This window comes from Vibrio sp. A37 (assembly GCF_059777565.1).
On the sequence record NZ_JBLNLI010000022.1, the window covers coordinates 12851 to 30632 of the forward strand.

Here is a 17782-nt window from a genome sequence, read left to right on the forward strand (position 1 = left end):
ATACTAATCATACATAGTGCTGTGTCGCACTATTTACATTTCGGCGAATGTGAGGTCGTGGTCCCAAAATACGAATGATTACATCTAAATATCTAGTCCAAAATACTACAATAATTCGTCCTTTACTTTGTAGTACAAATTATCATCTTAATTCGTTACTACATTTGTTACGGTATAGGTTGTTGAAAACACCTTTACCAAGAAATGTTTTTGATGGTCTTCAATCATGGATGAGATACAAGACGAAATTTACCAAAAAATCGACCAATTGTACGCAGAAGCGGTTCATATCCAACGTGCATGGATGAAACTGGTCGCTGATCGAGAAATCAATCGAACCTATAGCGCCCACAAACAAAACGAATCGACGAACTATGAATTTCGAATCGAATTATCCGATTGTTCTTTTTCGCTACGATGGTTCCGTATTCAGTTTATTAAGCGAGGCAATAAAACCATTCGAATTAGAAAAGCCATCGCCATCCCTGCTTCAGGAAAATATAAGGCAACGCAATTTCGATATGCCGAAGATTGGGAATTGCAATACATCCTCCAAATGGAGGATGCATTAGCCAAAATTCGTGTGAAAGTAAAACACCTGATGAAAATGCATCATTTAGCCATCGCCGTCTCCAAGGTAGATAAGAAAAAATTCAAGAGCACCCCTATAAAAGAAAGAGTTGAACCCTCCCCTTACTCAATTAGAAAGTTCAAAGAACAGCTTTATTAAGGAATATCAGATGGACGTTACGATTAGAAGCATCGGAGAGCATGAACTCACCGATGAAATGAACAATATTATCGACGCGGTTCAATCAGGACATAGCATAAAAAGTTACGCTTATGCAGGCTCTGGGAAAAGCACGCTACTGAGAGCGATTGAAAAGTATCACGAGGGAAAGCTCGGCCTGTATATGTGTTATAACAAGTCGCTAGAGAAAGAAGCGCGTAAGTTGTTCAAAGGTCATAGCGTCCATATTGCGACTTCTCATTCGTTTGCATTAAACAGTTTCGATAAACAAGCCAAATCGAATTTCCTAAAAAAAATCCATTTAAACACTGTGGTGAGTCAGTCATCAAGTACAGTCAGTTCGACACAAACCATGCAGAATTCAAATTACTCGACATACCAAATAACTGGCGAGTCGTGCTTTCGTCGGCCAATCAATTCATTTCATCCGCATCACGACAATTTTCAGACATTCACCTTGTAGAGAAAGCCGAGCGAATTATTGGGCAGCTCGTTAAACATCAACAAATACGGCCAGAACAGAAAGAAGAGTTGCTCCAATATTGGGTATATCATTGTGAGATTTTTTCAAAAGCCATGCTCGATGCTGATAGCCCTTGCCCTAGCTCTCATGACGCGTACGTAAAATACTGGCAGTTGAATGACCCATCCATTGATTATGACTACATCATGTTTGATGAAGCACAAGACGCCAATCCTGTTCTTTTGAGTGTGATATTAAAACAATCTTGCCAACAAATATTTGTTGGGGATAAATATCAAAGTATTTATCAATTCCGTGGTGGAGTGAATGCCATGGATATCATTCCTTACCCTGCCTTCCCTTTGTCTCACTCATTTCGATTTGGGCCCAACATTGCCAGCTTGGCCACGAAAATACTAAACCACTGCGATGATAAAATAGTGATTCATGGGCGAGGCTATGATACTCAGATTATTAAAGGCTCAGAATACCATGGAGGCAAGCCTTTTTTGTATTTGGCCCATACCAATATTCACTTGCTGGATGTGCTGGTTTCTTGCTACCAAGCAAAAGTGTCGGCTGTGTTCACATCGAACAAGGCGGGCAATACGCTCAGTAAACTTAAAAGCATGATAAGCCTTCATGATTCTGGCGAAGCCATTTCACCTGCCCACAAAAAATACACCTCCCTAGAAGCCTTGCTGCTGTCTGAGCATGATTTAGAAACACAAACGTTAGGAAATTGGATAGCACATGAGCCTGATAAAGTTGGATTGCTGATAGCAGCGCTTAAGTGGACGTTAAACCTAATTCCCACAAAAGCACTAGTTCACTTATCTACCGCCCACCTATCCAAAGGGCTTGAATTTGATACTGTCATGCTGGCCGACGACTTTAAAGCGGCCATCGCGAGCTTTCACAACGGAAAACCGCTGGACGAAACGGATTTAAATTTACTCTACGTGGCCATCACCCGTGCAAAGAGAACCCTAATCCTACCGGATAAATTGTTTGAGGCAATGCAGGAAAATCTAGCGTTCACATTGAACAAGCACAAACCAGCCCCGCGTATGTTGGACAATCTTCTCCCGAAGCGAATGCATCCGCTTAAGGTGAAAGCATGCTCGGATCCCAAGATTAAAACCGTTTGCTCCAATGCAGCTCAAGAGTTGGAATCAAGCATTCAATCTAGCCCCTCTTCCTTGGTCAGCTCTACGTTGCTACAGCACACCGCTCAGGCACAGCAAGTCAACCAAGCAGACACACGCTCCCAACAAACGCACTATGACTCAAAGAAAGCATCAAAAGAGACACAAACATTCACACAGATCAAGCCTGAGCCTTGTCCTAAAACGTCGGTGACAAACACATCAAACGCGATATCCATTGCTGTCGGGCACAGCCAACCTGACGATTCTGCTCTGACATGGACACCCACTGACACCAATGAGTACTTGAACCCAAACCTTGCCATTGTTGGCACCATGGGTACTGGTAAAACTCAAACAGTCAAATCCATTCTCGCTCAACTTAAACAGCAAGAACAGCTGAACACCGGCAATGAGTCTCTTGGTGTGCTGATATTCGATTACAAATCTGATTACGTAGATGATAAGTTCATCTCGGCCACTGGCGCGACCGTATTGGAGCCAAATAACCTCAAAATCAATCCGTTTGCTCTGCACTCTCAACACCGTTTGGCGCCTATGAACACTGCAAAGGTCTTTATCTCAACGCTGAGCAAAGTGTTCAAGCTGGGCGTCAAACAAGAGCAAATGCTCAAGAACTGCATCATTGCCGCCTATGAAAGCAAAAACATCGACAAAGATAATCTGGGCAGTTTTAATAACACGCCGCCGACGTTACGTGATGTCTTTGCCATCTACAACTCGCAAAAGAAAATACCGCAAGACTCGTTAACCTCAGCGCTATCCGATTTGTACGATTTTGAGATTTTTGAGAAAAATGGCCGTCTATGCCAGAACCTTTATGACACCTTAGAAGGTAATGTGGTTGTGGTGAGCTTAGGTGGACTCGATCCAAATCTGCAGAACCTGATTGTGGCCGTTCTTCTCGACCAGTTCTACACCCAAATGCACCTTGCACCAAAACCCGAGCCTCAAGGCCATGAGCGCGCATTAAAGAAACTGGTACTGGTCGATGAAGCCGATAACTTCATGAATCAGGATTTCATAAGCTTACGAAAAATTCTTAAAGAAGGCCGAGAATTTGGCGTTGGGTGTTTACTTTCGACTCAGGGTCTCGATCACTTTCAGACCTCAGAAAACAGCTACAGCGACTACATGACTGCTTGGATTGTTCACCGCCTAAACAACCCGAAATCGAAAGATGTCGAACAGCTGCTTAATACCAAGTCAAAGTCCGAATTGGACAAGAGATTGAATGAAGTTCGCGAGCTAAAAAAACACCATTCCCTTTTCATTAACGGTAAAAAAGAGGTGACAGCTCAAGAATCTACTGCATTTTGGGCGCTGAAACCTTGACGATAAATAGGCGGAATTCGATTTAAAATACGCGACGTTAATTTCTGCCCAATGTTAGGGCAGGATATTTTTTTGTACGGCAAGCCCAAACAAAAAGTGGGACAAACACGTACATTAATATTAGGTAAGCAATTGAAGGCGCCGTATAACGAACATCGTTAAGCAAACTTAGAGATAAATAAATAGCTAATGCTACGTTCTGAACTCCAACTTCGATAGTGATTGATTTAGATTGGGGGGCATTCAGCCCAAAAGTTCGACTAATCAGATAACCTGAAGCCATAGTAATCGGAATGAGTAAACCCACACTCAATGTGAGTTCGAGTGGAGCACTAAATAACTGATCGGAATATTTAAAAATGAGCGGTGGTGTCAGACCAAGAAGCAATAAAAAAGCTGAATTTGCCACAATCCTCTGTAGTTTCTTGGTTATATCAGGGAATACTCGCCGTGCAAACATCCCTATTAGTACAGGAATCACCGTATACATCACTACGCTTTCTATCGTTTTGTAGACAGGCAGATAAACGCTGGACTCTTGACTAAATACCACTATTGATAAGCTATTAAAGATAATGGGTACGGACAAAATAGAGAGTAAACTACTAATAGACGTCAGTGTAATTGACAGAGCCACATCCCCTTTGGCTAAATAGGTCATATAGTTGGAAGATGCCCCACCAGGACATACACCAATCAACAACACACCCAGAGCGATGTACGTGTTGTTCAAAAATAGCGCAATGCACAGAGCAACAACAGGCAATAGGATGACTTGACCTATTAGACCCACAAACACCGGTTTGGGTTGATAGATTATTCGAGAAAAATCACTAAATGAAAGGCCCATCCCCATCGAAAAGGCAATGGTTACCAGAGCAAGTCGAACCAAGTCTAAAGTCTGCAAAGTTTTACTTCCTGTAAATGACCTACAAAGACCCACTATTTATACCAGAAGACAGCCGAAAATATAACGTATTCTCTTATACCTTTGGCCAAATTTGGATAATAAGGGACAATGCCTCTTCTGTGCCTTTTGTTTCGGACGGGCTGCAAAGAAAAATGATAAAAAGCGAGGATTCTATTAAATTATTTAAATTTTTGCTTAACTGGCTTTCAATATTCGCAGAAATTAACATGAAGTTACGTGATTTTTCACTGTGAAATAAGGAATTAAAATTACTAATAATATTAATCAGTACGATATTCAATAAAGATAAAAATATGATATAAAACATTTTTTTAAATGGGCAACTCACTTATACTCTGCGAAATTTTTCAAGATTACTTAAAAATAAGGGTTATGACCATTTTGCAAAAAAAACTCGGCCGCCCAATAGGTACAGACAGTAACATTAGAGAAAAACTCGTTTCTTGTTCAAGCACTCTCTTTCTATCGATGCCCTTTGAGAAGGTTTCAACGCGCTTAATAGCAGATAAAGCCGGCGTCAGTAGTTCTTTGATCCGATACTATTTCGGCAACAAAGATGGCTTATTTGAAGCAGTCATTGAGTCCATGTTATTGCCAATCCATGAGGCTTACTTACAGCTGTCTATCGATGCGAACCATCAATCTTTGATTGAATACCTAACCACTCTATTTAATGAGCTTCAAAAAAATCCTAAGTTACCTGAGTTTATACGAAGAATATTGAAGTTTCCCAGACACAATAGCAACAAAGAATATTTAAACGATATTATTAATCAATTCAACATTAATGTTAACGATAAATTATTAACTAGGCTTGTGGAGAATGGTGTGTTTCGCGAGGGCATGACACCGCAATTATGCAGGGTTTCATGGATTGGTCTTATCTTATCGCCTTTTTTATACTCTGTAGATACTCTTGGCTTCAACCTAGATGAAGAGGCGAACCAAGAGTTTCTTGCTGAGTTGCTGCAACACAACATTGATGTCATGCGCCATGGGTTTCTCTCAAATAAAAGTTAACTGGATAACTATCACGACACAGCTAAACACACTCCCACTTCTGATGTCATCGCGTTACTTGAACCCACCGAGTACATAAAGTTAAGTCATTAGGTTCAATAAGGTTTGTTGGTTAACAACTTACGTAGCAAAACGTCAGGTTGTAACCAACAACACTACCGCTAGACGAAATTTAGGAAATATTCCCCTCTATGATTCAATGAGATTGCTCATCTTACTGTTAGGGAGGATAGAATGTTTGATTTACTCAAGTTGGTCACGTTTGCTGCCGGATGCGCTGTGATTTACGGTTTAGCGACCGGCGCAGATTTAAATGAATTGTTTACACAGATTACTTCCGAAGCCATACCCGTCATTAAAAAGGTGATAGCATCGGTTTGGGAAATCATCCAAAGTGCCCTTGAAAAATAAGAGGGCTTTGTCATTGAACTGACCATTGCAGACTAAACGCCCTGCGGTGTCTAGTCTGGGTAACACAATGAGCAGTCCATAGGATTCAATAGCCCAAAACCAATCAAATCGATTCTGGGCAGGTCTCTACATCAACGCTTTTTAAGATAAAGAGAGTTGAGTAAATAGGTAGGCTGCATCCATATTGGTCGGCATCCCTCCCATACTGGTTGGGCCTAACCCGACCGGTAGAAATGATTGGGTTTGCCCCTCTTGGTTAAGAGGTACGTAATCAAAGTGGCCTGTTTTCTGACCCTGTGGGAGCTCCTGATTGACGACGTTGTACAACATGGTGATGTATGGCGTGCCCTCGACACTGTAGCTATTCATCGCGGTCACATTTCCAGCACCAATATTGGCATACATCTGAGTCATCGCCGACACAGTCCAACTGCTTCCACTGGCAGGGCCAGTTTCCAACATCAACCCGTTTCCTTGATAATTGGGAAAGGCGAGTTCTTGAACATTGTCTTGAGAAGTAAACAATGTCCCAGCTTGAGCACCAATCGGGTATGTTTGACCGTCCATCGCTCTCCATTGGTCATTGGAGTAGCCCCATATAAACTGCTGTTTACCATTGTCGATACTTGATTGTGAATATTGACCGATAACATACAGGGAATCATCGTTCGCATTGCTGAGTAGCTTAGCCGCACTGTCAAAATTGTTCAGTGAAGAATCCGACTGCATGAGAGTCGTCCATTTGGAATTCGAGTTGAGAGGAAGTGGCGCAGTAACAATGCAATTACTGGATTGTTGATAGCCACAGTCACTTCCGATATACAACGTGCCATTTTTGTTTAAAAGAGAGCGGATAGCAGTTAACTCTGGCAAGGTTATCTGGCTCCAGTGTTGGCCATCGTACTCCCATAACTCGTCTCCTCCAGCAACAAACACATAATCTTGATCATTCTGTGTGTACGTTAATATTTGCGTAATGTTAAAACCTAGCGACGCCCATTTCGTCCAATGCACGCCATCCCATCGATAAATGTCTCCATTACTCAAAGACGCGATGAGCGACGAGAGATGATTAGAGTCGGTATAGCTGGCGATCGCCGTCACACCGTCAGAAGAATCAATTTTTCCGCTAAAGCCTCCAATCGAATTTGCAGAAATAATATGATTATATTGGGTAATGGTGGAAGCGATATAAGAGCGGGTTAAGTCTTGGTCCAAAATATACTGTTTCCCACCCAGCGCGAACTCCGTATCGATTTTAAAGTGTATTGATTGAGCATCACCACTGGCACCATTATCAGTTATTGTTGCCTTGGCAATTTGTTGGCCGGGGTAGAGACCGTTTTTGGCATGAAACACAATAGAACAGGACGTCGCACTTGAAGAGATCAGGTATTGATTGTTTGACGATTTACTCACTTCACAGCTGTTGGACGCTTGGTATTGTGTATCAAGGTCTATTTGATCTGAAGAAAGCGTGAGGGTGCTACTTACTCCACTTTGGTTATCAATCGTGAGTTTATAACCATTGATGCCATATTGTGCGAGTGCGATAGACTGAGGCGTGACACCTAACGACATTGGAGCGGCATGAGCGAAGTTGAAGGCACTGTAGGCTAGACTAACGGCTGTGAGGTATATCGTTGGATTGCGCAAATTGTCTCCTTACTATATTTACAAGTTAAAACAATAAAATAACATTTGAGCAAACTCTCAAACTTTTAATCGTTAAACAATGGTTAAAATACCCCACTAGATGAATACAATTACAAATGCAATAATCAAGATTTATACACCAAGATTTTGATATATATAAAAATAATGATTAGCAAGGTTGCACATTAAAGAACAATATGAGGTCAATATGCTTAACAAGCGTTCTGATTGTCATTTTTATGCACGATCTAAATCACAAAAAATGTAGTAACCTTTGTCGAATGAGTGAGTTAGAATCGGAATCAATATATTCACCACCGCTAATACCATATTTTTATCGTCCAAAGTGTTTCCTATAGGGCCACATTAAACAAATGATAACCACAGGTTACAAAAAGGAAAAACATCCCCATACTGATATCACTTTCTTCAAGTATCGTAATTACAAAAACTTTTTCGGAACTTGCTTCATTGCTCCCAGCAGCTAAGTGCACACTCTTCTTTGCCATACTCCCCACCACAGATGATGTGCCCCTCATCATTGAGTTAAGACCTAGATTTTGGCCAGGCATAAAATGTGTAATAATTTACTCAATCATTAATATAGGAAGAACAATTGAGTGATTATTTACACATTAATTGAGTTATTCCGATTTTATGAGTAAAATATTACACATAATGTCGGGGAGATGTTGTTGATGGATAAATTAACTTTACAAGCCTTTTTACAAGGCGAGTGGCTGGATATTGCGATAATTTCATTTCCTAACAGTGAGATCGGAAGTTATCGAGTCACTGAACTCAACTACGGCAACGATTATGCACTCGCCCATCTTGGCAAAGACGACTGGCATGCGCCTTCCATTAACCATGCGGTTTCTTTGTTCTTTGATGATATGGGATCGAGTGGGTGGCTAAAGTTTCTGGATGATATTATGCCAAGTGGGGCAAGTAGGCGATATTGGGTCAAGCAACTCGACATTGAAGATCTCCCTCCTGATCAGCAAAACTTTGTGTTGCTTAAGGGGGGGACCATGTCTCCGGTGGGAAACTTGAGAATAAGAGAGTCTTTGCCGGATTACAACCCCTTAGCACACGAGCTCTATTTCACGGCTGATGATGTAAAGAACCGAGCCAGTGACTTTCTCGATTATGCGCAAGAAAGAGGCGCTGCAGCGGGGGGAGCAACGGGGGCAGGAGGAGAAGCTCCAAAGTTACTGCTTCGATGTGGTAAGAGCGATAAAAAAATTTGGATCGACACATATCAAGACGATAACTTTAATCTCGACCGACACTACCTTGTGAAATATCCGAGAGGTTCAAGGCTCGATGTCGACTGTAACATTCTTCGATCAGAATATTATTATTATCATGAACTTACCGACATGGGCTATGAGACAATTGCCGTAGACAATATGCGTCTCGAGGAAGGCTCACATTACCCATCGTTGTGGCTGCCAAGATTTGATATTCAAGTGAATGAAGGCCAGATTGTGAGGCTTGGAATGGAGTCTGTGTATTCAATATTGGGACGAGGGGCAGGCGCAGAATTGGAGCACGAATCGACAATAAGGGCGCTCGTAAACAAAATTTCCCAAAGTCATATGGTATTAGAGCAAGGATTTCAGTTCGACGTACAAGGTTTCGTTATTGAATGGGTCAAACGCGATTTGCTGAACATTCTATTTGGCAACAGTGACAACCATGGTAGAAACACTTCGTTTTTAAAAGGTGATGGGGTTATTAAATTGGCTCCGATTTACGATTTTGCCCCAATGAAAGCCGACCCAGAAGCGATTCCGCGATCAACAAAATGGCGTGCCCCATTTGAATCCGGTGGCGAGTATGATTTTCCCGGTATCGCAGAAGCGCTTTCCGATCTAGTTGCCCCTACTGTATTGTTAGGGGAGTTGCGTATTGTGGCTAAGCAGTGCCTTGGTCTTAAGAAGCGGTTAGCAAGTAGAGGCGTGCCAGAGCAGATTTTAGAGATGCCAGCTATTGGTCTGAATTTTGTTGCCGATAAAATACAACGGTGGGGATTAATATGAAAGGTGAGAAACAAGACGCCACAAAGGAGTCTCTCAGTGAGACAGTCGCTCGCCTAAAGGCGACCAGAAAACCGGATAGTTCAGGGATGGTTGGTTCGGTAAACATTAGCGCCACCCCCACAGCTTCGATGAAGTTTAAAAAGAACGCTTCGAAGCGTTCTTCTGCAATTAGCGCAGAAGAGCGAAGTACTATGATGAAAGAAATCATCGAGCAATTACTGCTTGGTGAATTAACTCAAGGGCAAACTCTGAGAGCGCTTCGTGTTGACTTACTTAACCTACAACAAGCCGATTTCGCTAAGCTCGTTAAGGTATCTAGAAAAACCGTTTCGGATATAGAAAATGATAAAGGTAGCTATACTACCGATATTTTGAACAAAGTTTTCCGTCCATTTGGTTTGAAGGTGGGGTTGATTCCATCCTCTCCCCAAACTCTATATTCACTATTTGAGCGCATTCTGAGAGCGGCACATACCAAAGATACATGACCTCATTTTTTGAGTCAGTGCGATATGCCTCTCCATTGAATTCGAGTAACAAAGTATATGAGTCTAACAACAATAAATCCGGAGAAAGACTCTACACACCACCGAAAGAGAGTATATAGAATATTTGCCCATAGTGATTACTTAGGCAACGCGAATAATAATGTTTATTAGCTCAGAAAGTAGCCCCATAGAACCACACTAAATAAACAAAACCCACAGGTTACAAAATGGAAAAAGAACCGCATAGCGATATCATTCAAGATGGTGCCAATGCATATTATCAAGGCATAAAATACGAGAACAACCCACACACTAATACGACGTTAAAAGAAAAATGGGATATAGGCTGGCAGCTAGCCGCTGACATGGAGAAACATCAGAGACAAAATTTGCGGCATTAAGCAAATCAATAAAGAGAGTTCGGAGAAAGATAGATATTTAACTTGTGAGGGGGCTTTGGAAAGTTCTTCGTGTAGTAACTCACAAAGTAATACGAGATAGCCAATTACTCTTTGCTCTGTCGCCTCTTCAATTACAATCCAGAACGTATTTTTGCACATAGTTTTTAATGAATTTTTTGTAGTTATGTGCTGTTATCTACTGCTCGGAACTCACCAAGCCCCCTGCGCGAGCAAGACTATAACGTTTTCATTATAATGTCTATGATTGCATATTGATTTTTTCTATTATTTTTATATCAAGTGCATCCACACCAATCCCTCCTTACTTCTTGACTGTTAGTGTTAGTGATCAAACTTTAATATCCCAGACTCGATAGTAGGAGGTTGAAAAGTAAGCGATAGTCCCCATATTCGCTATGTGTTTAATAACTACAAATAGAACATGGTCATTAAAGATTTCGAGTACTATCAAAGCTTACGCAGTGTTTTAACAAACTCCCTTTTACACCTTCTGGTACAAGTCGCTAACTCAGAGCGCTTTTTAACTGTTGAGAAACGTAATGAAATACTCATTCGCTACCTTAAACCCAAGCTCAAGCAAAAAACATGGTCAATTGTTAAAAAAGACGTCCGTGTGATGATTCAAATTGGTCGAAAAAGAGGTGGGAATATAGAAAGAAGAATGTACGAACTTCTCAATGTGTCCAAAAACTGCGAATTCGACGGAGTTCAAAAACTCTATGACTTATTGGTTTATTTAGATGAGGAAAAAGGATTTCCATCCCTGCTGTTCGAACCAGACAAAAAGGTGAAACCAGAAATATTGTATATTCTAGAAGATCATATTGAGCATTGTTTTGAAAATAAGGAACAAGTGGCACCGATATCAATGCTTCTACAATCAGAGCGGGCCCCTACCCTAATAGACATCATTAACAACCAGCAAGCTTTTAGGGCTGAAATGCAGGAGTGGAATGCCGATAGTAAACAAGCGCATATGCTTTTGCATCCTGCTTAATATCACTTCTTTTAAGAAACACCATGCTCAATCCAAAATTTGTACTTGTCATACGTGCAAAACCGAGCGAAATTTGCTGATGTTCGCGCGAGTTCCGAAAAATACCTACTCCGAAGTTCTTTACTTATTTCCCCCTATTGAAAACTTGGAGTAGTCAAATTGGCTTCGACGACTCCAATTTAATATTCAATAACTCATGGAACATTTTAGGACACAACTTTGACAATGCAGCATTGGTTAGCCAAGCCGCATCGTCAAAACGAAGAGTGCATGCATTTCGAATATATCTGGTTTCCATACCCCATCCTCACCGACTCTCTATACAACTAGGCACTCAGCAGACGGACGATTGTCCGGCTTGATAAACAATCGCTTATGCCTATGTGGTGTTAGCTTAAATAATTCTCTAAAGGTGCAAAACATATTGGTTTGAGAACTTCGTCATATATCATTCGCATCATCGGTTTGGAGAGCTCTTCATCTGGTATAGCGAGAATGTCAACGTAACCTAAATATTGTCGCGATTGTTGAAATTGTGTCATATGATGATCGCCTTTCATGAAATCTCGTCCGATTCCCATCAAATCTACAAGTGACTTATACTGCTCGAGAGCATTACCGGCACTTTTGAAATTCTTCAGGTGCGCTTTTATATCCTTGCCAGAATTAATTTTTGACAAAAATACAGTTTGTATAATTTTACCAGACTCGAATCTAATCTTTTTATCGTTGGCATATAAATTATTAACCAAGGCATAAATTGCAAATTTAGCGCTAGTAGAGATGAGCAGCTCATGAGCTTCTTTCTGAGCAATCATAGGATTTTCTATTTGTTCGTTAACTGAAGCAAGTTGTTGCTCATAAGACTTTATTTTGTCTCTGTATATCTTTTTATATGGATTATTAGACCCTCTTGCTTGCATATCTAATTTTTTGTATTTTGATATTTTTTCTTTGATACGTAGCTTTTGCTTTTTAAGATTTGGAACAGGGTGAGTCATCATATCAAGCAAATATTCTTTAGTTTTATTGTGCTTATAACTTTTATAAGCTTTCCAAATCAAATATCCATTGGCAAAAAGAGCTATACCTGCAGTGATAGCCCAACCCACTGGAGAAGAAACAGTGAGTATCGCAGTTGTCGCGATAAATACAGCGGTCTGCAAGGTAGTAATACCACCTCCCATCCAAAGCTCAATTTGGGTATTGGTTTTGCTTGTCCCTACACCTTTCAAAAGTCCACTAGTTATAGATACAACTGGTGCCTGCTTTAACTTTTTCTGTAACGCTTTTAAATCATTAGTCAGCTTTTTTTGCTCTTGGAGCTTTTTACGATTGACATAAACACCGCCATAACCGACCACGGCGTTTAGTCCTCCATTCAAATAACCAACCATCGTCAAAGAACGAGTTAAAATCATGCGGCCTACATGACCGTAATGATTCGACAGGTATAATACTTCACTACCAAAAGCAGTCGCTTCGTACGCATATGTAAGATTGTTGTTAGTTTCATCTATTTGATCGTATCCATCTTTTTGCAGCTGCGGAGAGTTAGCTAGCTGATTGTACATCTTGCTACTAATAGGTTTGGTACTGGGCATTTTTACCTCACATAAAATCAATGCATTTGACAGTAAATACATAATTATTTTATGGAAATAACGTGACCAACTTCAAACTATAACTTTATTTACAAATCGAATAAGCGATAGATTTCAAATAGATAATAATTATCATTATCTCGAATATGCTCTAAAAAATGCGGCGATGAAATTGGGCAAGTGATAAATTTATACGTAAAATCAACCTATCCAAGCTACCCATGACCTCTTGAACTTTTGAACTTTTGTCTACCACCCGTATCAACTGCTTTTGAACTGAGTAAAAGCAAATCTAACAACATACAGTGGAGGCTAAGCCTCGCTTTGAGTAAACGTTAGATATAACCTTCACCGCATTAAACCCAAGCTCAAGCAAAAAATTTGGTCAAATGTTAAGAAGACATTAGCGTTATGATTTAAATTGGCCGAAAAAAGGCGAGAATATAGAAAAAAGAATGTACGAACTTCTCAATGTGCCCAAAAACTGCGAATTCGACGGAGTTCAAAAACTCTATGACTTATTGGTTTATTTAGATGAGGAAAAAGGATTTCCATCCCTGCTGTTCGAACCAGACAAAAAGGTGAAACCTGAAGTATTGTATGTTCTAGAAGGTCATATTGAGCATTGTTTTGAAAATAAAGAACAAGTGGCACCGATATCAATGCTTCTACAATCAGAACAGGCCCCTACCCTAATAGACATCATTAACAACCAGCAAGCATTTAGGGCTGAAATGCAGGAGTGGAATGCCGATAGTAAACAAGCGCATATGCTTTTGCATCCTGCTTAATATCACTTCTTTTAAGAAATACGAGACTCAACTCAACATTCCCAATTTTTATACTTGCAAAACCGAGTGAAAGTTTCTGATGCTGGCGCGAGTCCATGCATAGAAATTTCAATGTCTTTTTATCAAGGACGAGGGCCCCAGAAAATAAACAATCCCCCCGTTCGTAGACGTTGAACATAGGATTAAAAGCACAAAAATTAGCCAACATGTTGCTCATTTGTACGATTTTCCTTAGAAGAGATAGTTTATAACAGGTGTTGCGTTTCAGGCGACGGAAGGCCAGATCAACTGGCCAATCTAATTGTCGCTCAATAGGCTTCTCGATAATTGGGAATTCAATATTTGAATCCTCCAAAACAAAACAGAAACTGCTTCACTACTCAATCTGAACCTGAATTCCAGGATCCACAAGAAACACCACGATTAAGTCTTGAGTATAATTCACCAGAGGACATACGCATTATATCATTAAAATCATCATGTTGCAGTCCTAACCCATTCTCACTATTCAACTCAAGAGAACCACCTGCAAGCTTCCTATATTTACCAAGTGAACTTTCAAAAATCTCACAACTTCTGCTTTTATTTGATATTTCATCAACCACTACCTTCGCCCCATTAGAGTGAGGTGTTTGCATGACGTATTATTTAATATACAGCTTATCGACTCAGTATTAGTTTTTGCACCTAGTGCATTCACTGTAGGTTCAATACTGTCATCAGACCGACAAAGAAAGCCCTTCCGACCTCCTGAAAAAACCTTGTAATTTTCCACTGAGTGCGTTCGGTCGTGACTCAAATCGGTTGAATCACCAATAGAACTCCCGCTCGATAAACGTCCCTATAACCTTGTCATGCATCTCTTCTGATTTTGAAAAACCGATCGTTTTACGCACGAGTCGTTTCAATCTTGAACGTAATGTCAGATTGGTTCGCTCAATTCGTTGAGTGAACCTTTTACCTACAACGTGCTTTGCCCTTGGTAACTCTTTCGTGTAGACACTGAAGTCATCAGTAAAAAAGAAGCGGATGTCGAACGGCTTTAGTAAAGCGAGTAACGACCTCAACGCATCCGTATTACGTTTACCAAATGCGTGAGCAATGACACGTTTGTAGCGCGGCTCCCATGCATACCAAAGCCAACGACGGTGTTTCTTATTACCTACGAAAGAACATTGCTCATCGACTTCACAGATTAGACTGATGTTTGCTCTATCGAAAGGTATCGAGGTTACTTGCCTTGGCGAGAGTTTTTTAAAGTGCTCAATACAGTGTTGTAGGCCACATTCAAGACTCTGGCTGTTTCCCTAACGCCAGAGCTATTCATTGCCATTTCTACAATTTTTTCTTTACGAGCTTCATAGACATAATCGATTTGAAAGCTCTTTCTACACTCGATACATCTGAAGCGAGGAAAGCCTGAATGTCCCTTTCCATGTTTACGGACGGGTTCAGTTTTATTGCAGAAGCGACATTGAACTTGGATGGTAGCCATGAGTTAAAAGTAAAGAGAAATCAGCAGGCTATGTTAGCACATTTCAACCGTTCTGAGTCATGGCCCGAGGGAATCTACTCTGTATTCAATTAAGCTTAGCCTGACCAGCTTCGGCTAAAAGTATAAGCTGGCGGTAAAGTAAGGTGATGGTTGCCACCACCTTACGAAATATCTATTTGAATCAGGGATCAGGCCACATTATAGCGATAGGGGAGTCCGAAAAATATTAGCTAAGTACATTCAAGAAGCGGGAATTACGCATCCGATATCCCCACATCAACTCAGACACTTCTTGTTTACATGGCTAAAAAAGCAAAATATTGATGATGCACTGATTCAACCTTATTCAGACCATGAGAAACGTTAGTCACTCATTCCCAACTCAGGGTTGTTCATAAAAAAGGCCTTTAGATCAGCTAAACCATCTTCAGATGGGTTATTGATTTCTTCGATACAACTTTTTACTCCAAACTCAGAAAACCTTTTTTTTTCAATATAATCTAAAACGTCAGTCTTTGAATTAAGGTATTTAGCTCTAATACGATTCATTGCATTCGTTCCATTTAAAGAACCATGCGTTGAAATGCTGGAATTATGACAAATGTGACTAGTACAGTTAAAATATTTCAATTTAAAAAGTGATCCGTGACTTGCAATATCATTGAACATCTTTTCAGAGAAAAAAGGGTTACCTGGTTCTGAATGGGACCAAATAAAGGATATAATTTCTAAGAATGGTACAGAATTTAATTTAGGTAATGCATCCAAATACATTCTAACTATACATCCATATGCAACCTCGCAGGCATATTCTGATTTTTTTGTAGGTATCAATCCACTCAAGCCTACAGCTCTTCCAGACTCATAATGAATACTGAATGGGTAATTATTTTTTGCTAGAAGTATATTTTGCAGTGCAAAAACAATAGACCTACCATTACCATCAGGAAATGGATGGAGCGTATGTAGTGATTGTATAAAGCAAGTTATCCTTTCAAAATCAGTTAATGGAACACGATATCTATTAAGATTCATGTAGCTTCCTTTTTTATTAAGAAATTCAATCATACAATCTATAGCTGATCTTAATTCATTACCAGAGATTGCCATGTGTAACTGCCCTGAATTTTTATATGGTGACAAATCATCATCGGGTGGTATTGAACTTTTTCTGTGAGAGAAAACAGAAGATAGACCATTATTGAAAAAGGTTTCATTTGATAGTTCTAATATTTTGTCCTTTATTTTAAATAATTTTCGCAAACCAATTTCTTTGCATAAAACAGATTCTATTAGAACTGAGATCTCTTTTAATATAAAAAAATCTTTCGTTTTATTTGAGTTTGTTTTTATAATCGATATTATTCTTTTGATTCTAGAATTAACATACTCAGGCCTAATTAATGGGTTTCTTTGTGATAATTTTAAGCTAATTTGTAATAGTAGGTTTGATATTTCTTCTAAATTTTGGCTAACAGATGGCGATAACGTAAAGTTACTATTACTATTACTATTACTATTACTATTACTATTATATTTATTGTATTTATTTATTGACGTATGTATTTCATGTAGCTTTTCTATGAAATAAAGTGTATTTTCCTCATTGAAAGCATATTTAATGGCAAAGGAAGAAGTTATCTTTCTTTCTAATACTATTCTTTCATTATTATATTTTTCTTCCAATTTTAAGAATCTAAATGGAGTTGCCTTGTTGTATACATGTAGATTGGTTGGGAAACGAGAGTTTATTATTCTTATGAATTCATCTATCTGATTCTTACCTAACTCTGAAGGGTTCATACTAGTGCCAAAAGTTTCAACTTTCATCGTCATTGAGTAAAGATCGTTTCCCCTAGTGCGCCTAAACCCCACAGTTGTACTAGATGATTTAGATATTAATTCTAAAATATCTATCGATAGATCGCTTTTATTTTTTATTAGATAATGTTCGAATTTATTCGCTATTGATATAGCTTCTTTGAAATATTTACTATGACGATTATTAGTGTATAAATCATTGATATAACTAAATTTAGATGATTTGTAGTCAAAAACGATTGGGTTGAGATCAGAAAAAGAAAAAACAATAGGTTTATATAAGGTATGTACTGATTTTAAATATTTCCTACAAGATACAATGCTATTTTTTATTTCAACATTCATTTTTATATATTCTCATGTTATGTATTTTTGAAGAG

At 39.5% G+C, this 17782-nt stretch carries 19 protein-coding genes and 1 pseudogene; 12 read left to right on the forward strand and 8 right to left on the reverse strand.

Features of this window, described 5'->3' with window-relative positions:
- Positions 1-226: 226 nt before the first annotated feature.
- Genes mobI through ACM2FC_RS21115 form a run of 3 tightly spaced genes read left to right on the forward strand, consistent with a single transcriptional unit; the run spans position 227 to position 3718 of the window.
- The gene (gene mobI, locus ACM2FC_RS21105) at positions 227-730 is read left to right on the forward strand and encodes a conjugative transfer protein MobI(A/C) (RefSeq protein ID WP_498483031.1); all 504 of its coding nucleotides are present in this window, start codon (positions 227-229) and stop codon (positions 728-730) included.
- A gap of 10 nt (positions 731-740) precedes the next feature.
- On the forward strand, positions 741-1214 hold the full coding sequence (locus ACM2FC_RS21110) for a hypothetical protein (RefSeq protein WP_498483032.1): 474 nt from the start codon (positions 741-743) through the stop codon (positions 1212-1214).
- A complete protein-coding gene (locus tag ACM2FC_RS21115) occupies positions 1148-3718 on the forward strand; it encodes a helicase HerA domain-containing protein (protein WP_498483033.1) in 2571 nt (856 codons plus the stop codon). Before ACM2FC_RS21110 ends, ACM2FC_RS21115 begins: the two co-directional genes overlap by 67 nt.
- Before the next feature lie 37 nt (positions 3719-3755).
- Here the strand turns inward: ACM2FC_RS21115 and ACM2FC_RS21120 are convergent, their stop codons facing one another.
- Complete coding sequence (locus tag ACM2FC_RS21120) at positions 3756-4625, reverse strand: bile acid:sodium symporter family protein (RefSeq protein WP_498483034.1); 870 nt, start codon at positions 4623-4625, stop codon at positions 3756-3758.
- Between the two features lie 396 nt (positions 4626-5021).
- On the opposite strand from ACM2FC_RS21120, the gene ACM2FC_RS21125 reads away from it, so the two are divergent.
- Positions 5022-5669, forward strand: coding sequence for a TetR/AcrR family transcriptional regulator (locus tag ACM2FC_RS21125; RefSeq protein WP_498483035.1), 648 nt, complete (start codon positions 5022-5024; stop codon positions 5667-5669).
- Positions 5670-5903: 234 nt separating this feature from the next.
- A complete protein-coding gene (locus tag ACM2FC_RS21130; RefSeq protein ID WP_498483036.1) occupies positions 5904-6080 on the forward strand; it encodes a hypothetical protein in 177 nt (58 codons plus the stop codon).
- A gap of 141 nt (positions 6081-6221) precedes the next feature.
- On the opposite strand, the gene ACM2FC_RS21135 is transcribed toward ACM2FC_RS21130, so the two are convergent.
- Positions 6222-7736 carry a hypothetical protein gene (locus ACM2FC_RS21135; RefSeq protein WP_498483037.1) on the reverse strand — a complete coding sequence of 505 codons (1515 nt, stop codon included), beginning with the start codon at positions 7734-7736 and terminating at the stop codon, positions 6222-6224.
- Between the two features lie 353 nt (positions 7737-8089).
- A complete protein-coding gene (locus ACM2FC_RS21140; protein WP_498483038.1) occupies positions 8090-8245 on the reverse strand; it encodes a hypothetical protein in 156 nt (51 codons plus the stop codon).
- 189 nt (positions 8246-8434) lie between these two features.
- Between ACM2FC_RS21140 and ACM2FC_RS21145 the strand changes: the two genes are divergently transcribed.
- The 4 genes from ACM2FC_RS21145 (at position 8435) to ACM2FC_RS21160 (ending at position 11691) form a co-directional block, all read left to right on the forward strand.
- Entirely contained in the window at positions 8435-9784 is a 1350-nt protein-coding gene (locus tag ACM2FC_RS21145; RefSeq protein WP_498483039.1) for a type II toxin-antitoxin system HipA family toxin, read from the forward strand.
- Positions 9781-10272: a helix-turn-helix transcriptional regulator gene (locus ACM2FC_RS21150; RefSeq protein WP_498483040.1), complete on the forward strand. Its 492-nt coding sequence runs from the start codon at positions 9781-9783 to the stop codon at positions 10270-10272. The genes ACM2FC_RS21145 and ACM2FC_RS21150 overlap by 4 nt, the downstream gene beginning before the upstream one ends.
- A 227-nt stretch (positions 10273-10499) precedes the next feature.
- A complete protein-coding gene (locus tag ACM2FC_RS21155) occupies positions 10500-10673 on the forward strand; it encodes a hypothetical protein (RefSeq protein WP_498483041.1) in 174 nt (57 codons plus the stop codon).
- A gap of 442 nt (positions 10674-11115) precedes the next feature.
- On the forward strand, positions 11116-11691 hold the full coding sequence (locus tag ACM2FC_RS21160; RefSeq protein ID WP_498483042.1) for a DUF2913 family protein: 576 nt from the start codon (positions 11116-11118) through the stop codon (positions 11689-11691).
- Positions 11692-11845: 154 nt separating this feature from the next.
- Here the strand turns inward: ACM2FC_RS21160 and ACM2FC_RS21165 are convergent, their stop codons facing one another.
- Together ACM2FC_RS21165 and ACM2FC_RS21170 are read right to left on the reverse strand one after the other, a co-directional pair.
- Entirely contained in the window at positions 11846-11989 is a 144-nt protein-coding gene (locus ACM2FC_RS21165; protein ID WP_498483043.1) for a hypothetical protein, read from the reverse strand.
- 91 nt (positions 11990-12080) lie between these two features.
- Positions 12081-13295, reverse strand: coding sequence for a hypothetical protein (locus ACM2FC_RS21170; RefSeq protein WP_498483044.1), 1215 nt, complete (start codon positions 13293-13295; stop codon positions 12081-12083).
- Positions 13296-13750: 455 nt separating this feature from the next.
- Here ACM2FC_RS21170 and ACM2FC_RS21175 point away from each other — a divergent pair, with 455 nt between their 5' ends.
- Complete coding sequence (locus ACM2FC_RS21175) at positions 13751-14086, forward strand: DUF2913 family protein (protein WP_498483045.1); 336 nt, start codon at positions 13751-13753, stop codon at positions 14084-14086.
- 380 nt (positions 14087-14466) lie between these two features.
- Here ACM2FC_RS21175 and ACM2FC_RS21180 read toward each other — a convergent pair whose 3' ends face one another.
- Both ACM2FC_RS21180 and ACM2FC_RS21185 read right to left on the reverse strand, forming a co-directional pair.
- A complete protein-coding gene (locus ACM2FC_RS21180) occupies positions 14467-14691 on the reverse strand; it encodes a hypothetical protein (RefSeq protein ID WP_498483046.1) in 225 nt (74 codons plus the stop codon).
- Positions 14692-14895: 204 nt separating this feature from the next.
- Positions 14896-15581, reverse strand: a protein-coding gene (locus ACM2FC_RS21185) for an IS1 family transposase (RefSeq protein ID WP_498483047.1) whose coding sequence is annotated in 2 segments (ribosomal slippage) — positions 14896-15344 and positions 15344-15581 — 687 coding nt in all. Because the reading frame shifts where the segments join, the coding sequence is not laid out codon by codon here.
- Between ACM2FC_RS21185 and ACM2FC_RS21190 the strand changes: the two genes are divergently transcribed.
- Both ACM2FC_RS21190 and ACM2FC_RS21195 read left to right on the forward strand, forming a co-directional pair.
- Positions 15510-15674, forward strand: a complete 165-nt coding sequence (locus tag ACM2FC_RS21190; protein WP_498483061.1) for a hypothetical protein — start codon at positions 15510-15512, stop codon at positions 15672-15674. The genes ACM2FC_RS21185 and ACM2FC_RS21190 overlap by 72 nt on opposite strands.
- Before the next feature lie 82 nt (positions 15675-15756).
- Positions 15757-15948 (forward strand): annotated as a pseudogene (locus tag ACM2FC_RS21195) (tyrosine-type recombinase/integrase); the annotation flags it as partial.
- On the opposite strand, the gene ACM2FC_RS21200 reads toward ACM2FC_RS21195, so the two are convergent.
- Positions 15945-17747: a hypothetical protein gene (locus ACM2FC_RS21200; RefSeq protein ID WP_498483048.1), complete on the reverse strand. Its 1803-nt coding sequence runs from the start codon at positions 17745-17747 to the stop codon at positions 15945-15947. The pseudogene ACM2FC_RS21195 and the gene ACM2FC_RS21200 overlap by 4 nt on opposite strands.
- Between the last annotated feature and the right edge of the window lie 35 nt (positions 17748-17782).

What these genes read in the sequence shown, in the direction of transcription:
- mobI (WP_498483031.1), top strand. Translation starts at nt 227, where the DNA reads ATGGATGAGATACAAGACGAAATTTACCAAAAAATCGACCAATTGTAC.
- ACM2FC_RS21110 (WP_498483032.1), top strand. Translation starts at nt 741, where the DNA reads ATGGACGTTACGATTAGAAGCATCGGAGAGCATGAACTCACCGATGAA.
- ACM2FC_RS21125 (WP_498483035.1), top strand. Translation starts at nt 5,022, where the DNA reads ATGACCATTTTGCAAAAAAAACTCGGCCGCCCAATAGGTACAGACAGT.
- ACM2FC_RS21130 (WP_498483036.1), top strand. Translation starts at nt 5,904, where the DNA reads ATGTTTGATTTACTCAAGTTGGTCACGTTTGCTGCCGGATGCGCTGTG.
- ACM2FC_RS21140 (WP_498483038.1), bottom strand. Translation starts at nt 8,245, where the DNA reads ATGGCAAAGAAGAGTGTGCACTTAGCTGCTGGGAGCAATGAAGCAAGT.
- ACM2FC_RS21145 (WP_498483039.1), top strand. Translation starts at nt 8,435, where the DNA reads ATGGATAAATTAACTTTACAAGCCTTTTTACAAGGCGAGTGGCTGGAT.
- ACM2FC_RS21150 (WP_498483040.1), top strand. Translation starts at nt 9,781, where the DNA reads ATGAAAGGTGAGAAACAAGACGCCACAAAGGAGTCTCTCAGTGAGACA.
- ACM2FC_RS21155 (WP_498483041.1), top strand. Translation starts at nt 10,500, where the DNA reads ATGGAAAAAGAACCGCATAGCGATATCATTCAAGATGGTGCCAATGCA.
- ACM2FC_RS21160 (WP_498483042.1), top strand. Translation starts at nt 11,116, where the DNA reads ATGGTCATTAAAGATTTCGAGTACTATCAAAGCTTACGCAGTGTTTTA.
- ACM2FC_RS21165 (WP_498483043.1), bottom strand. Translation starts at nt 11,989, where the DNA reads ATGGAAACCAGATATATTCGAAATGCATGCACTCTTCGTTTTGACGAT.
- ACM2FC_RS21170 (WP_498483044.1), bottom strand. Translation starts at nt 13,295, where the DNA reads ATGCCCAGTACCAAACCTATTAGTAGCAAGATGTACAATCAGCTAGCT.
- ACM2FC_RS21175 (WP_498483045.1), top strand. Translation starts at nt 13,751, where the DNA reads ATGTACGAACTTCTCAATGTGCCCAAAAACTGCGAATTCGACGGAGTT.
- ACM2FC_RS21190 (WP_498483061.1), top strand. Translation starts at nt 15,510, where the DNA reads ATGTCCCTTTCCATGTTTACGGACGGGTTCAGTTTTATTGCAGAAGCG.
- ACM2FC_RS21200 (WP_498483048.1), bottom strand. Translation starts at nt 17,747, where the DNA reads ATGAATGTTGAAATAAAAAATAGCATTGTATCTTGTAGGAAATATTTA.